This is a genomic window from Pseudomonas sp. SIMBA_041, from assembly GCF_046535095.1.
Taxonomy (GTDB): Bacteria; Pseudomonadota; Gammaproteobacteria; order Pseudomonadales; family Pseudomonadaceae; genus Aquipseudomonas; species Aquipseudomonas mucoides.
On record NZ_JAWRXJ010000013.1, the window covers coordinates 97,200 to 111,700 of the forward strand.

The window sequence follows — 14,501 nt, forward strand, 5'->3', positions numbered from 1 at the left end:
AGGACTCGCCTCATGCACATCATCAACGCCCGCCTGCGCAACCAAGATGGCCTGCATGAGTTGTACCTGGAAGACGGCCTGATCCGCACCATCGCCCGACAGACCGAAGCCCCGACCCTGGGGGCCGACGATCTGGATGCCGGTGGCAACCTGGTGGTGCCGCCCTTCGTCGAACCGCACATTCACCTCGACGCCACCCTGACCGCCGGCGAGCCGCGCTGGAACATGAGCGGCACGCTGTTCGAAGGGATCGAGTGCTGGGGCGAGCGCAAGGTCACGATCACCGAGGAAGACACCAGGACACGCGCCAGGAAAACCATCCAGACCCTCGCCGCCCACGGCATCCAGCATGTGCGCACCCACGTCGATGTCACCGACCCGCAGCTGACCGCGCTCAAGGCGATGCTCGAGGTGCGCGAGGAAAGCCGTCACCTGATCGACATGCAAATCGTCGCGTTCCCGCAGGAAGGCATCGAGTCGTACCGCAATGGCCGCGAGCTGATGGAGGAAGCCATCCGTATGGGCGCCGATGTGGTCGGCGGCATTCCGCATTTCGAGTACACCCGTGATCAGGGCGTCAGTTCAGTGAAATTCCTGATGGACCTGGCCGAGCGCACCGGTTGCCTGGTGGACGTGCATTGCGACGAAACCGACGACCCGCATTCACGCTTCCTCGAAGTACTGGCCGAAGAGGCGCGCAGCCGCGGCATGGGTTCGCGGGTCACCGCCAGCCACACCACGGCGATGGGTTCTTACGACAACGCCTACTGCGCCAAACTGTTCCGCTTGCTCGGGCATTCGGGGATCAGCTTTGTCTCCTGCCCCACGGAAAGCATTCACCTGCAAGGACGATTCGACACTTTCCCGAAACGTCGTGGCGTGACGCGGGTCAACGAGTTGCTCGAAGCCGGAATGAACGTGTGTTTCGGCCAGGACTCGATCGTGGACCCGTGGTATCCGCTGGGTAACGGCAACATCCTGCGAGTGCTCGAAGCCGGGCTGCACATTTGCCACATGCTCGGGTATCGCAACCTGCAAAGTGCGCTGGACCTGGTGACGGACAACAGCGCCAAGGCGATGAACCTCGGTGATCGTTATGGCCTGGAAGCGGGCCGTCCGGCGAACTTGCTGGTGCTCTCGGCGGACAGTGACTACGAGGTGATTCGCAGCCAGGGCTTGCCGCTGTATTCGGTGCGCGGGGGCAAGTTGCTGATGAAGCGGACGATGCCGGTGGTGGAGTTCAGTGGTCTGAGCTGAAAACCGCGTCGACTTTGATGGCCTCATCGCGGGCAAGCCACGCTCCCACAGTGGAATGCATTCCAAATGTGGGAGCGTGGCTCCCGCGATAGCTTTCTTGAGTTCACCGCTTCAACCGAGCCGTACCAAACAGCCTGACCCGACTCAATTCCCCCGCCACTTCCTCCAGCAAAATCGGCGCCGTGCCGCCCGGCATCACCACGTCCACCTCCCCCGCCGAAACCCAACCGACCCGCCACGCCGCACACGCCACCGCACTGGCGCTGGTGCCCGAAGATGCCGTCGGCCCCTCCCCGCGCTCAAACACTCGCGCGGCGACCCGGCCTTCGGATTCAAGCATCGCCCACTGCACATTCACCCCCGCCGGACACGGCTGACCGGCCCCGGCCGGCATGGCGTAAGCAATCCGCAGCAACCCTTCAGCCAAGGGTGATTCACGCATCTGCGCATTGCTCGGCAACGCAGCAGCGTCCTCTAACAGCGTCACGCAATGTGGATTGCCGACGCGCACAAACTGGCTGCGGTTCCAGGCAGGATCCAACGCCGCCAAGGGCGCGACATGGCTGACGTCCCGACCGTTCAACAGCCCATCCTCAACCCCCTGCGCGCCCACGGCTTGCGGCCCGAACGTCGGCTTTCCCAGGTCCAGCCAAAACCCTTGCACGCCATCGACTTCCGCCGGTTTCACGGATGTCTCCCCCGGCGAAACCGTGTCCGTCTTGTCGTGATGAACCCGCAGCAGGCACGCCCCCTCCTCCGGCATCAAGCCCTGCTCACTGAGCGACTGGGAGAAAATCGTCAGCCCATTGCCACTGCGTTCGGCCAAGGTGCCGTCGGTATTGACGATCAGCAGGTCATACGGCGGCGCCGATTGAAACGGCCCGACCAGCAAACCGTCGCTGCGATGGTCCTTGCTGCCGGGGGGCTGAGTGCCGGGGGCCCAGCCACAAAATGCCTTGATGGCCGCAACCGCCCACTGCTCGCGGGTTTGCGCGGCAAGGTCAGCCCGTTGAGGCAGATCGATCCCGCTATCGCGCACAGCCTCGGGCGCCACGACGATATAAATATTGCCCCGTGCATCGTAAATCCGCGTCATGTCGCCTCCTGTCGGAACAATCAATGGGTCGACGATATCGCGAAACCGCGACAGCCTGTGCAAGGATGTGAACCTGCCTCACCGCGAATTGCTGCGGACACTGATAGAACCCGCGGGATCAGTCAGTGTCCTTTGGGGACGCGACGTTTTTTGCCAAGGATTGATATGACCAGCCTCAAGACCCCAACCTCATTTGTTCCTGGCCGTCTGGAGCAGATGTCCACCCGCATCGCCTTCTTCATCGCCGGTCTCGGCATCGCCGCCTGGGCGCCGCTGGTGCCGTACGCCAAGGCGCGGGCCGGGCTGGATGAAGGCACGCTCGGCCTGCTGCTGTTGTGCCTCGGGGTCGGGTCGATTCTGGCGATGCCGATGGCCGGATTGCTGGCGTCACGCTTCGGCTGCCGGCGCGTGGCGGCGGGCGGGACGTTGCTGATCTGTGCGGCCTTGCCGTTGCTGGCGACGGTGTCGTCAGTGCCGGCGTTGATCGCCACGTTGTTCATGTTTGGCGCCGGGCTGGGCACGGTGGATTCGACGGTGAACCTGCAAGCGGTGATCGTCGAACGGGCCAGCGGCAAGAACATGATGTCGGGGTTTCACGGGATGTTCAGCCTCGGCGGGATCGTCGGCGCCGCGGGGGTCAGCGGCTTGCTCGGCCTCGGGATTTCACCGTTGGGCGCGATGTTGGTGGTGATTGCAGTGCTGCTGCTGGCCCTGCTGAAAGCGGCGCCGCACCTGTTGCCTTACGGCAGCGAAAGCACCGGCCCGGCGTTTGCGGTGCCCCATGGCATCGTGCTGTTTATTGGCGGAATGTGCTTCATCGTATTCCTCGCCGAAGGCGCGGCGCTCGACTGGAGTGCGGTGTTTTTGACGCAGGAACGCGGGATCGATACCGCGTACGCGGGGCTGGGGTATGCGGCGTTTGCGTTGACCATGACGGCCGGGCGCTTGACCGGCGACCGGATTGTCCGGCATCTGGGTTCCACGCGGGTGATGGTGTTCGGTGGACTGACGGCCGCAGCGGGCCTGGCGTTGGCCACGTTCGCACCGACCTGGGAGATGGCGCTGGTGGGGTATGCATTGTTGGGTGCGGGGTGTTCGAACATTGTGCCGGTGCTGTACACCGCTGTCGGCAAACAGACCGTCATGCCCGAACACATCGCCGTGCCGGCCATTACCACGTTGGGTTATGCGGGGATCCTCGCCGGTCCGGCGTTAATCGGGTTTATCGCCCATGGCAGCAGTTTGAGTTTTGCCTTTGGGTTGATGGCGCTGCTGCTGGTGGCGGTGGCCATTGGCGGCAAAGTGTTAAAAGCCTGAATTGTCGTGAGAGGGCTTGCTATGGCGAGGAGGCAAGCCCCCTCGCCACAGGTTTGTTTTTAGAACCCCACACTAGCCTGCACAAAGAACGTCCGCGGCGCCCCCACATACATCCCCGAGTTGTTGTCGCTGGACCGGGTGAAATACTGCTTGTCGAAGATGTTCTTCACCCCGGCGCCCAGCTTCAGGTTCGACAACTGCGAACCAAAGTCATAGCCACCGCGCGCGTTCCACGTCACGTAACCCGGAATATCGCCAAACTGCCCGTCCGCCGAACCTTCGGTGATGTAGTTGCCGTTGAAGCTGCCATCGGCGTTCACACCGGTGCCCGGCGAACGCTGCTTGGACTGGGCAAACGCATCGAGGTTGTAGGTCCAGCGATTGATGTCGTAACGCAGCCCGGCGGTGGCCACCTGACGCGAGTAGAACGGCAGGTCACGGCCCTTGAAGCCGGGAATCTCACCCTCATAAGTCGCGCGAGTGTAGGTAAAACCGGCGTTGGCAGTCAGGCCATCGAGCATCGGGTTCAGCGCGGCCAAGTCGTAATGCATCGACGCTTCCAGCCCCTGGTGCTTGGTCGCGCCAAGGTTGGTCCAGCCCACGTCATTGCTGATGTATTGCAGTTCGTCATCGAAGTCGATGTAGAACAGCGTCACTTCCCCGCCCCACGCGCCATCGTTGTAACGCGTGCCGACCTCGTAGGTCTTGGCTTTTTCCGGCTCCAGGCCATTGGCGGTGTTGTCGCCGATGCCGCCTTGGCCGAGCTGGAAATACTGCAGGCTGCCAAACGAAGTTTCGTAGTTGGCGAACAGCTTCCACTCTTCGGATACGTGATACATCACACTCAGCGCCGGCAGCGGCTCGTTGCTTTCGATGCTGCGGTTTTTCTCCGGTACACGCTTGCCGGCGGTGTCGAGCACCGCACGGTCGTGCCAGTCAGTGCTGATGTGTTCGAAGCGGATCCCCGGGGTCACGGTCCAGTTGCCGACGTCAATCTTGTTGTCGATGTACACCGAGTTGGCTTCAGTGCCGCCAGTCCGATCCTGGAACACATGGCCGTCAGAGGACGGCGTCAACACCGGCTGATTGTTCACCAGCGCAACACGGCTCGACTCTTCGTGCATCGCTTCTTTGAGGTAGCGATAACCGACGCTGACTTCCTGCGTGGTCGGACCCACATCAAACACGTGGGACACCCGTGGCTCGATGCCGAAGGTGTAGTAAGTGCGCGGGTACGAGCTGAGGGTTTTCTGGTCGCGGGCGGCGATGTTGCTGCCGCGAAAACTGTCGGTGTAGTAGGTCAGTACCTCGGCCTGGGTGCGGTCGTCGATCTGCCGCGCCCACTTGAACGACACGTCCTTGCGGCGGCCGCTGAAGTTGTCATAGTCGCGCACCGACTGGAACGGGTCGGCGTCGTATTGCGCCTGCGTCAGGCCGCCGGGCATGTCGGCACTGGCGTCGTAGTAGTGAAAGTTGAGGCTGAAATCGTCGACATCGGTCGGCGCCCAATGGGTCTTGAGGATCACGTCGTCGATGTCGTTGCCGTTGTTGCTTTCGCGGTAACCGTTGCCGTTGACGCCGGAATACAACAGCGCCATGCCGATGCCGTTGTCAGCGGTGCCGCCGACAAACGCGGTGTCGATGTGTTTCCAGCCACCGTGCTGCGAAGTTTCAAGGGTGGTGCCGATTTCACCGGTGGCTTTTTCCGGGATCGCGCGCGTCACGAAGTTGATCACGCCACCGACGTTTTGCGGCCCGTAACGCACGGAACCGGCGCCGCGCACCACATCGATGCTGTCGAGGTTGCCCGAGGAAATCGGCGCCATCGACAATTGCGGCTGGCCGTACGGCGCAAACGCGGCCGGCACGCCGTCGATCAACACGGTGGAGCGCGGCGACAGGCGCGAAGTCAGGCCGCGCACGCCGACGTTCAGGGAAATATCGCTGCCGCCGGTGCCGTTGGCGTCCTGCACTTGCACGCCCGGCACACGCTTGAGCACATCACCGACGTTCATCGCGCCCTGCTCGATCATAGCTTCGCGACGAATCACCGTTCGCGCGCCGGGATGGTTCTGCACCACGGCGGCGTCGGCATCACCGAGCCAGTTGCCGACCACTTTGATGTCGGTCATGCCCAGTTCAAGCGGGCCGTTGGCGGCGGCAGTGGCTGCCGGCGTCAGGGTCACCGAGCCTTCATTGATCTGGTAGTCCAGACCGCTGCCTTGCAGCAATTGGCGCAAAGCCTGTTCCGGCGAGATGTCGCCGTCGACGGCCGGAGCCTGTTTGCCGGCGACCAGATCAGGACTGAAAAAAACCTGCAACGAAGACTGCTGGCCCAACTCACTCAAAGCCTCGCCCAATGGCTGCGCCGGAATATGAATGCCACCGGCGGCGAACGCCTGAGGCAGCGCAGCGTTGACCGCCAAGGCGAGCGCCAGCGGCAACCAATGGGATTTCTTGTTTTTGGCAGAGGTGTTATTCACGTCGAACAATGTCCTGTGGATCGCAAACATATGCGTTTGTTAATGCAAACCAGTTGCAGTTGGACAAGAAGACGATGAACTCGAAAAAAACCTGAATTTATTTTGAGATTATTTCCTGACTGCCGTCGTCGAGGGTGCGCACAGCCACCGGCAGGATGCTCGGCAGGGCCTTGAGCAGTGCGTCGGTGTTGTCGGATTTGAACACGCTGGTCAGGCGCAGATTGCCAACTTTGTCGTTCCCGACGGTGAGCGGCTTCTCGCGATAACGCGACACTTGCGCCGCCACCTCGCTGAGGCTGGCGTTGTTGAACACCAGTTTGCCGCTGCGCCACGCGGTCAGTTCTGCCGGGTTGACGGCGTAGGCTGTCGCGACAGTCCCTTGGGCATCAATGCGCGTGCCGAGGCCGGCGGTCAGGTTGACGAAATCGACGCCCTGCCCCTGAACCTTGACCGTGCCCTGCTCCACCGCCACCCGGGTTTCGCTGAGATCGCGGCGCACATCGAAACGCGTGCCGGTGACCGTCACCTGGCCGTTGCCAGCATCAACCACAAACGGCCGGCGGGTGTCGTGCTCGACGCTGAACATCGCTTCGCCTTCAATCAACTCGATGCCGCGCCGGTCTTTTTCAAAGCGCACCTGAACGCGGCTGCGGCTGTTCAGGTCGATCACCGAGCCGTCAGGCAATGCCACATGACGACGTTCGCCCAACGCAGTGGAATATTCGGCGGTGTAAGTCGCCGGGTGATTCAAACCACTGAACAAGCCCAGACCCAGCGCCACAGCCACCACACTCGCGGCCACCGCGTAACGCATCCACGACTGACGTGCGCGTCGCGCCGGCGGGGTTTCACACAACGCTTGCAAACGTGCGGCCGGCAGCAGGTCAGCCGCCGTCCACACGCCTTGAAGGGCTTCGAATTCTTCTCGATGTTGAGGGTGTTCGCCGAGCCACGCCTCGAAGCGCCGGTATTCAACGACGTCCACCGCCGGTTCCTGCATCCGCACAAACCAGCGCGCCGCGTCGTCCCGAACGGTTGTATGCCCGCACGCGCAATCACGAGTATCCATCATGGAAGGTCCTGTTGGCCTGGGGATGAGAAGGCGCTGCCAATCATGGTTGCAACCCGTCAAGGCGGTCGCGCAGGTGCCGCAACGTGCGGATCATATACTTCTCCACCATGTTCTTTGACAGGCCCAGGCGTTCGGCGATTTCGGCCTGGGTCAGGCCTTCGATCTTCTGCCACACAAACACTTTGCGGCAATTGAGCGGCAACTCGGTGAGCGCCCGCTCGATGGAATCAGCCAACTGGATCGCCTGCATGTACTGCTCCGGGTCGCCGGTCGACGACACACTGAGATCATTCGCCTGCGACTCCATGGCGCCCCTTCGATCCTCCCGCCGATAACCGTCCACCGCGATGTTGCGCGCGGTCTGGTGCAAATAGGCCCGAGGTTGCTCCACCGCCGCCGAATTCGACTCAAGCACCCGCACGAAGGTGTCGTGGGCCAGATCCTCGGCCTGCTGACGATTTCTCAGGCGACGGGTCCAGGTGCCAACCAACTCTTCGTAATGCTCGAAAAAGCCGTGTCTGCGGGGCAGCTTGGGGGTCATTGCGGTGTGCTGTGGGGATGGGGTGCGAATAGTAATGCTTCCTATTAACTGGAGGCAATGGATTACACGTCGAACTAACGGCAGGTGGATCGGCTGGTTGGGGAGCTTCCGGATCTGAGAGTGATGTTGTCTGGCATGCCGCCATCGCGAGCGGGCTCGCTCCCACAGTGGATTGCATTCCCCTGTGGGAGCAAGCCTGCTCGCGAAGAACGATAACGCGGTCTCTGATGGTTACGTCGGCACCTCAACGTTATCCATCATCCGGTTCGCCGCCAGTTCGGCCAGCATGATGATCTGCTGGATCGCCATGGCCGTATGCCGATGCGGCCCTTCCAGGTACCCCGCGAAGTCGCTGGTCATGACACTGGCCTGGGCCAATGTTTCACAGGTGTGGGCCAACAGGTCTTCGTCCCGCAGATTCGGTGCGAGCATGAACATCGTGCTGGGTTTGCGGGTCGCCGGGGATTTGATGGCGCCTGGGTTGAGGTAGTGATCGAGGGCGCGTTCGGCGGCTTCGTGGAGCTTCTTTGAATCGAGTGATTCGTAGGGGGATGCCGGATCTGTGTCTGGCGGATTTGGCGTTACCTTGAACATATTTACCTTCGTCCTTATCGGGCAGCCACGCCTCGCTACTAATACGAGGGGTGGCGGCTGTACGCAGGTTAGTAGACCGGAGAACGAAGGAAAAGCCGGCGCGTCCGAGGACGCCCTGCGCACAGCCACCATCAAATACAGGCATGGAAATACCTGTCTGACAGACGCTTGTGCAGCCTTCATATCCTCGGGCTACTAAACCCGATCACTGGGAATCAGTGACGGGAATCAAGTTACCGAGGGCGTCCAAAGCACACAAGCCGGCGGATTCTGGCGTAGTCGTAGGGAATGGCGCAAGGCGTTGTAGCTTTCAGGAAGTATCCTTAAACACCTTTAAACAGCACTCCGATTTGAGGCCGCCATCGCGGGCAAGCCACGCTCCCACAGGGTCGGCAATGATCACAAAATTTGTAAACCGGGCAGATTGGCGCCTGACTGGGAACGAGTGGCATTTCGGCCATTTTCTACGCTTTTTTTGCAGCCACACTGCCTGCTGCCAGCCGCCTTCTAGACTCATCGAATCAAGTGGAGCCACGCTCTGTGCGCTTTTCACTATGCTGATGAAAAACAAGGAAAAATCACCTTGAAGGTTTCGGCAATCAGTTTCGCCGGCGGCGTACTGTTTTCGGTGGGCGCTTCGGCCACCGGGATCATTCCTGTCTTCGACCTGGATTTCACCCGGTCAGCCGATCAGACACTGAAGAAGCTCAATATCAACGACGCGTGCATCGTGGCGGCGCCTGACCCCGTCGCGTTCACCTATTGCCGGGAAGGCTCGACCACCCTGTGGAAGTATCAGGCTGTTGAACTGGAACAACCGTCGGCAATTCACGTGGGTGCCCGGCAACCCAATATGCAGACCGGGCAAATCAGCGTTCTGGAAGTCAACAGCGCGGCGTGCCTGCAGGAAATGGAGTCCGGCGCTATTCCTGTCCTGATGTGCAGGGCAATACTCAGCATGATTGTGCTGATGCTGCTGATTGGCTTGCGATACACCTACAAGGTCATTCGCCACCACTACGATCAACGCACAGCGTTATCGGATCCCTTCTGGCAGCCCCCGCTCGAGCCTGTGCCGCCGGCGCACCATGCCATGGCCAAGGCGTTAGGCGCGTTTGCCGTCGCCGCTTTGCTGGCCCTCGCTTATTGCTGCTGCGCCGTTATCTGACCTCGACTCCCCCGCTGAATCCGCGCCCCGCAGGATGAAAATCCGCCTCTCCCAATTTCAAAAACAACGACAACCCGTACCTCTGTGCGACAAGCCTTATCCCTCCACGAAAATTACTTTCGTCTCGTTTGAAAATCACCTCTCGAAATGTTTTAAGAGTTTCACAATCCATTCGACGTGACCCTTTCGAGGAGTACCGCATGACCCTGTCCTTCGGCTATTGGCTGCTGGTGTATGCCGCCATCGCCATCATTGCGCTGATCGTGCTGATCGCCCGTTACCGACTCAATCCCTTCATCGTCATCACCCTGGTGTCCATCGGCCTGGCCTTGCTGGCCGGGATGCCGGCGTCCGGCGTGGTCGGCGCTTACGAGGCGGGCGTCGGCAAAACCCTGGGGCATATCGCGCTGGTGGTGGCGCTGGGCACCATGCTCGGCAAGATGATGGCCGAGTCCGGCGGCGCCGAGCAGGTGGCGCGGACCTTGATCGACCGTTTCGGCGAGAAGAACGCGCACTGGGCGATGGTCTGCATTGCGTTCCTGGTCGGGTTGCCGCTGTTTTTCGAAGTCGGTTTTGTATTGCTGGTGCCGATTGCCTTTACCGTGGCGCGCCGCGTCGGCGTGTCGATCCTGATGGTCGGTTTGCCGATGGTCGCCGGCCTCTCCGTGGTTCACGCCCTGGTGCCGCCGCACCCCGCGGCGATGCTGGCGGTGCAGGTGTATGGGGCGTCGGTCGGGCAGACCTTGATGTACGCGATTTTGATCGGCATTCCGACGGCGATCATTGCTGGGCCGCTGTATGCGAAATTCATCGTGCCACGCATTCAATTGCCGGCGGAAAACCCGCTGGAGCGCCAGTTCCTCGACCGCGAACCGCGCGACAGCCTGCCGGGCTTCGGCATCACCATGGCGACTATTTTGCTGCCGGTGGTGTTGATGCTGATCGGTGGCTGGGCCAACCTGATTTCCACGCCGGGCAGCGGCTTCAACCAGTTCTTGCTGTTCATCGGCAACTCGGTGATCGCCCTGTTGCTGGCGACCTTGCTGAGCTTCTGGACCCTGGGTATTGCCCAAGGCTTCAGCCGTGAATCGATTCTAAAATTCACCAATGAATGCCTGGCACCCACGGCGAGCATCACCTTGCTGGTCGGCGCCGGCGGCGGCCTGAACCGGATTCTGGTGGACGCCGGCGTCACCGACCAGATTGTCAGCCTGGCCCACGAGTTTCACTTGTCGCCGTTGATCATGGGCTGGCTGTTCGCCGCGTTGATGCGCATTGCCACCGGTTCCGCGACGGTGGCGATGACCACGGCTTCGGGGATTGTTGCGCCGGTGGCGATTGGGCTGGGTTATCCGCACCCGGAATTGCTGGTGCTGGCGACCGGTGCCGGCTCGGTGATTTTTTCCCACGTCAACGACGGCGGCTTCTGGTTGATCAAGGAATACTTCAACATGACCGTGGCCCAGACCTTCAAGACCTGGACGGTGCTGGAGACCATTATTTCCGTGGTCGCTTTCGGCCTGACCGTGGGCCTTTCCTACCTGATTTAACCGCGCGCCAATCGACTCAAAAAATACGTCACCCCGACGGCCTGATGCTCAGGTCGTTCATCGGGCGCGCCCTTCTGCGCGCCGGTTTCGGGGTGGCGGCGACTCTCCAAAAATCATAAGAAATCATCAGGAGCACCGTATGTACAACCGAACCGTCCCCACCGCCCTCTTGCTGGCCGCCAGCTCCCTGTGCGCGCAGGCCGCAGACACCGCCGCGCACGGCTTTCTGGAAGACAGCAAAGCCACCCTGTCGATGCGCACCTTGTATTTCAACAGCGACAACCGCGACGGCACCGCCGCGCCTTCGAAAACCGAGGAGACCGCCCAGGGTTTTGTGCTGCGTTACGAGTCGGGGTTTACCCAAGGTCCGGTAGGGTTCGGCCTGGATGCGCAGGCGCTGCTCGGTATCACACTGGACAGCGGCGATGGTCGCCACGTCGGCAGCGGCATGATCCCCACCGATGGCGACGGTGCAGTGGGCGCCTGGAGCAGCTTCGGCCCGACGGCGAAAATGCGCATCTCCAAGACAGAGTTTCGCTACGGCACTTTGCTGCCCAAGTTACCGATCCTCATCGCCAACGATGCGCGCGTATTGCCGCAGTCATTCACGGGTGCCCAAATCACTTCGAACGACATTGAAAATCTGACGCTGACCAGCGGCGTGCTTGAACACGCGGTCGGCCGAGCTTCGACAGACCGGACCGGCCTGTCGGTCCCCGGCGCCACGCAGGACAGTAACAAGTTCTACTACGCTGGCGGTGATTACAACATCACCAAGGATTTGAAGGCCCAGTACTACTTCGCGCAGCTGGAAGAGTTCTACAACCAGAACTTCCTCGGGCTGGTCCACGTTCTGCCGATTGACGGCAAAAGCTCCCTCACCACTGACCTGCGCTACTTCAACACCACGTCGACCGGCGCCAACAGCAGCGCCGCCGGCCGGGCCCGAGGCTACGGCATGTCGGGTTACACCGAGGACAACAACGGCGAGATCGACAACAACACCTGGGCGGCGATGATCACCTACGTGAACGGCGGCCACTCGGTGTCGCTGGGGCATCAACAGGTGAGCGATGGCAGCAACTTCGTCCAGCCCAACCAGGGCAGTCTGGTGGACAAGGGCGCCGGTGGCGGCAGCGTTTACCTGCCCACGGACAAGATGATCCAGAACTTTGCCCGCGCCGGTGAACAGACCAACTTCGGTCAGTACACCTATGACTTCGCGCCCTTGGGCGTGCCGGGGTTGAAGGCGTCGGTGGTGTACCTCAAGGGCACGGACATCAAGGCCCGCAACGCCAGCGATCAGTCCGAGTGGGAGCGCGACATGACCCTGGACTACGTGCTGCAATCGGGCACGCTCAAGGGGCTCGGTTTCACCGTGCGCAACGCCAAGTCCAACACCGATGCCGGGCGCAACGTCGATCAAAACCGCTTTATCGTCAACTACACGATCTCGCTGTTGTAACCACCGCCGGTTGAGAAACAAACGCCCCCTGTAGCAGCCGGACGCAGGCTTCGCCAGCTGCTACAGGGGGTCGCGTTTCGGTCGTTGATTGGAGGGCGGTGGGCTGGCGAGTGGATATCTGCACGAAGCTGATTATGCTTCAAGTATTCCGGCAGAAATGCCGGCGCCCTGCTTCGTGCAATTTGCAATCCGACGACATCAGCCCCAGGGCCTGGGTGCGGCAATTGATGAGAGGTACTCCGGCCTATAACAAGAGCAAGACGGAGAACACCATGGCCGCAATCGACAGTACAACCACAGGCAGTACGCCCGGACACGGCATCACCAAGGAGGAGCGCAAAGTCATTTTCGCGTCGTCCCTGGGTACCGTATTCGAATGGTATGACTTCTACCTTTACGGCTCTCTCGCCGCGATCATCGCCAAGCATTTCTTCGCCGGCGTCAACGAGACCACGGCGTTCATCTTCGCCCTGCTCGCCTTCGCCGCGGGTTTCGCCGTGAGGCCTTTCGGCGCCATTGTGTTCGGCCGGTTGGGCGACATGATCGGGCGCAAGCACACCTTCCTCATTACCATTGTCATCATGGGCATCTCCACCGCCATCGTCGGCTTCCTGCCCGGCTACGCCACCATTGGCGTGGCGGCGCCGGTCATCCTGATCACCCTGCGCCTGTTGCAAGGCCTGGCACTGGGCGGTGAATACGGCGGCGCGGCGACGTACGTGGCCGAACATGCGCCGCCCGGCAGACGCGGTTACTTCACCTCGTGGATCCAGACCACCGCGACCCTCGGCCTGTTTCTGTCGCTGCTGGTGATCCTCGCCTGCCGCACCCTACTCGGCACCGAAGCGTTCGAAGCCTGGGGCTGGCGGGTTCCGTTCCTGCTGTCGATCCTGCTGCTGATTGTCTCGGTGTACATCCGCCTGCAACTCAGCGAGTCGCCGGTGTTCAAGAAAATGAAGGAAGAAGGCAAGGCGTCGAAGGCGCCGCTGACCGAATCCTTCGCCCGTTGGGGCAACCTGAAAATCGTGATCATGGCGTTGCTCGGCGGGACGGCCGGTCAGGCGGTGGTCTGGTACACCGGGCAGTTCTATGCACTGTTTTTCCTGCTGCAAACCCTGAAGATCGACCCGCAAACCGCCAACCTGCTAATCGCCGGTTCGCTGCTGATCGGTACGCCGTTCTTCGTGATTTTCGGCAGCCTGTCCGACCGCATCGGCCGCAAGGGCATCATCATGGCCGGCTGCATCCTCGCGGCGCTGACCTACTTTCCGATTTTCCACGCGTTGACCCAATACGGTAACCCCGACGTATTCGTTGCGCAGGAGAAGAACCCGGTCACGGTGATCGCCGATCCGGGCCAGTGCTCGTTCCAGTTCGACCCGGTGGGCAAGGCCCGATTCACCAGTTCCTGCGACCTCGCCAAGAGCCTGCTGGCGAAGCGGGCCATCCCCTACAAAAACGAGAAGGCGGAACCGGGCACCGTCGCCCAAGTGCGCATCGGCGACAAGGTCATCCAGAGTTTCGAGGGCACCAGCCTGCCGGCCGCCGACTTCAAGACCCGCAACGACGCCTTCACCGCCACCCTCACCCTGGCCCTGAAGGAGGCCGGTTACCCCGAAAAGGCTGACCCGGCGAAGACCAACTACCCGATGGTATTGCTGCTGCTGACCCTCCTCGTGATCTACGTGACCATGGTCTACGGGCCTATCGCCGCGTGGCTGGTGGAACTGTTCCCGGCGCGCATCCGCTACACCTCGATGTCGCTGCCGTACCACATCGGCAACGGCTGGTTCGGCGGGTTTCTGCCAACAGTGGCGTTCGCCATGGTCGCGGCCACCGGGGATATCTATTACGGGTTGTGGTATCCGATCGTGATCGCGGTGATGACAGCGATTCTCGGCACGTTCTTCCTGCCGGAAACCAAGGACCGCGAGCTTCATCACACCTGAAATGCGCAG

At 61.3% G+C, this 14,501-nt stretch carries 11 protein-coding genes; 6 read left to right on the plus strand and 5 right to left on the minus strand.

The window, feature by feature from the left end:
• Positions 1-12 precede the first annotated feature (12 nt).
• Positions 13-1,257: a cytosine deaminase gene (codA, locus tag SB725_RS26835; protein WP_410922838.1), complete on the plus strand. Its 1,245-nt coding sequence runs from the start codon at positions 13-15 to the stop codon at positions 1,255-1,257.
• 103 nt (positions 1,258-1,360) lie between these two features.
• Here the strand turns inward: codA and SB725_RS26840 are convergent, their stop codons facing one another.
• Positions 1,361-2,353, minus strand: a complete 993-nt coding sequence (locus SB725_RS26840; RefSeq protein WP_410922839.1) for a diaminopimelate epimerase — start codon at positions 2,351-2,353, stop codon at positions 1,361-1,363.
• A gap of 165 nt (positions 2,354-2,518) precedes the next feature.
• Here SB725_RS26840 and SB725_RS26845 point away from each other — a divergent pair, with 165 nt between their 5' ends.
• Positions 2,519-3,670 carry an MFS transporter gene (locus SB725_RS26845; RefSeq protein ID WP_027925454.1) on the plus strand — a complete coding sequence of 384 codons (1,152 nt, stop codon included), beginning with the start codon at positions 2,519-2,521 and terminating at the stop codon, positions 3,668-3,670.
• A 59-nt stretch (positions 3,671-3,729) separates the two neighbouring features.
• On the opposite strand, the gene SB725_RS26850 is transcribed toward SB725_RS26845, so the two are convergent.
• The 4 genes from SB725_RS26850 to SB725_RS26865 form a co-directional block, all read right to left on the minus strand.
• Positions 3,730-6,153, minus strand: coding sequence for a TonB-dependent siderophore receptor (locus tag SB725_RS26850; protein ID WP_027925455.1), 2,424 nt, complete (start codon positions 6,151-6,153; stop codon positions 3,730-3,732).
• A gap of 97 nt (positions 6,154-6,250) precedes the next feature.
• On the minus strand, positions 6,251-7,225 hold the full coding sequence (locus SB725_RS26855) for a FecR family protein (RefSeq protein WP_410922841.1): 975 nt from the start codon (positions 7,223-7,225) through the stop codon (positions 6,251-6,253).
• A gap of 40 nt (positions 7,226-7,265) precedes the next feature.
• Positions 7,266-7,766: a sigma-70 family RNA polymerase sigma factor gene (locus tag SB725_RS26860; RefSeq protein ID WP_059182462.1), complete on the minus strand. Its 501-nt coding sequence runs from the start codon at positions 7,764-7,766 to the stop codon at positions 7,266-7,268.
• A gap of 231 nt (positions 7,767-7,997) precedes the next feature.
• Positions 7,998-8,360, minus strand: a complete 363-nt coding sequence (locus tag SB725_RS26865; RefSeq protein ID WP_027925458.1) for a DUF6124 family protein — start codon at positions 8,358-8,360, stop codon at positions 7,998-8,000.
• Between the two features lie 583 nt (positions 8,361-8,943).
• Between SB725_RS26865 and SB725_RS26870 the strand changes: the two genes are divergently transcribed.
• The 4 genes from SB725_RS26870 (at position 8,944) to SB725_RS26885 (ending at position 14,492) form a co-directional block, all read left to right on the plus strand.
• On the plus strand, positions 8,944-9,528 hold the full coding sequence (locus SB725_RS26870; protein WP_410922842.1) for a hypothetical protein: 585 nt from the start codon (positions 8,944-8,946) through the stop codon (positions 9,526-9,528).
• 200 nt (positions 9,529-9,728) lie between these two features.
• Positions 9,729-11,078 carry a gluconate:H+ symporter gene (locus SB725_RS26875; RefSeq protein ID WP_027925460.1) on the plus strand — a complete coding sequence of 450 codons (1,350 nt, stop codon included), beginning with the start codon at positions 9,729-9,731 and terminating at the stop codon, positions 11,076-11,078.
• A 139-nt stretch (positions 11,079-11,217) separates the two neighbouring features.
• Complete coding sequence (locus SB725_RS26880) at positions 11,218-12,543, plus strand: OprD family porin (RefSeq protein ID WP_027925461.1); 1,326 nt, start codon at positions 11,218-11,220, stop codon at positions 12,541-12,543.
• 272 nt (positions 12,544-12,815) lie between these two features.
• Positions 12,816-14,492: an MFS transporter gene (locus SB725_RS26885; RefSeq protein ID WP_027925462.1), complete on the plus strand. Its 1,677-nt coding sequence runs from the start codon at positions 12,816-12,818 to the stop codon at positions 14,490-14,492.
• Positions 14,493-14,501 lie beyond the last annotated feature (9 nt).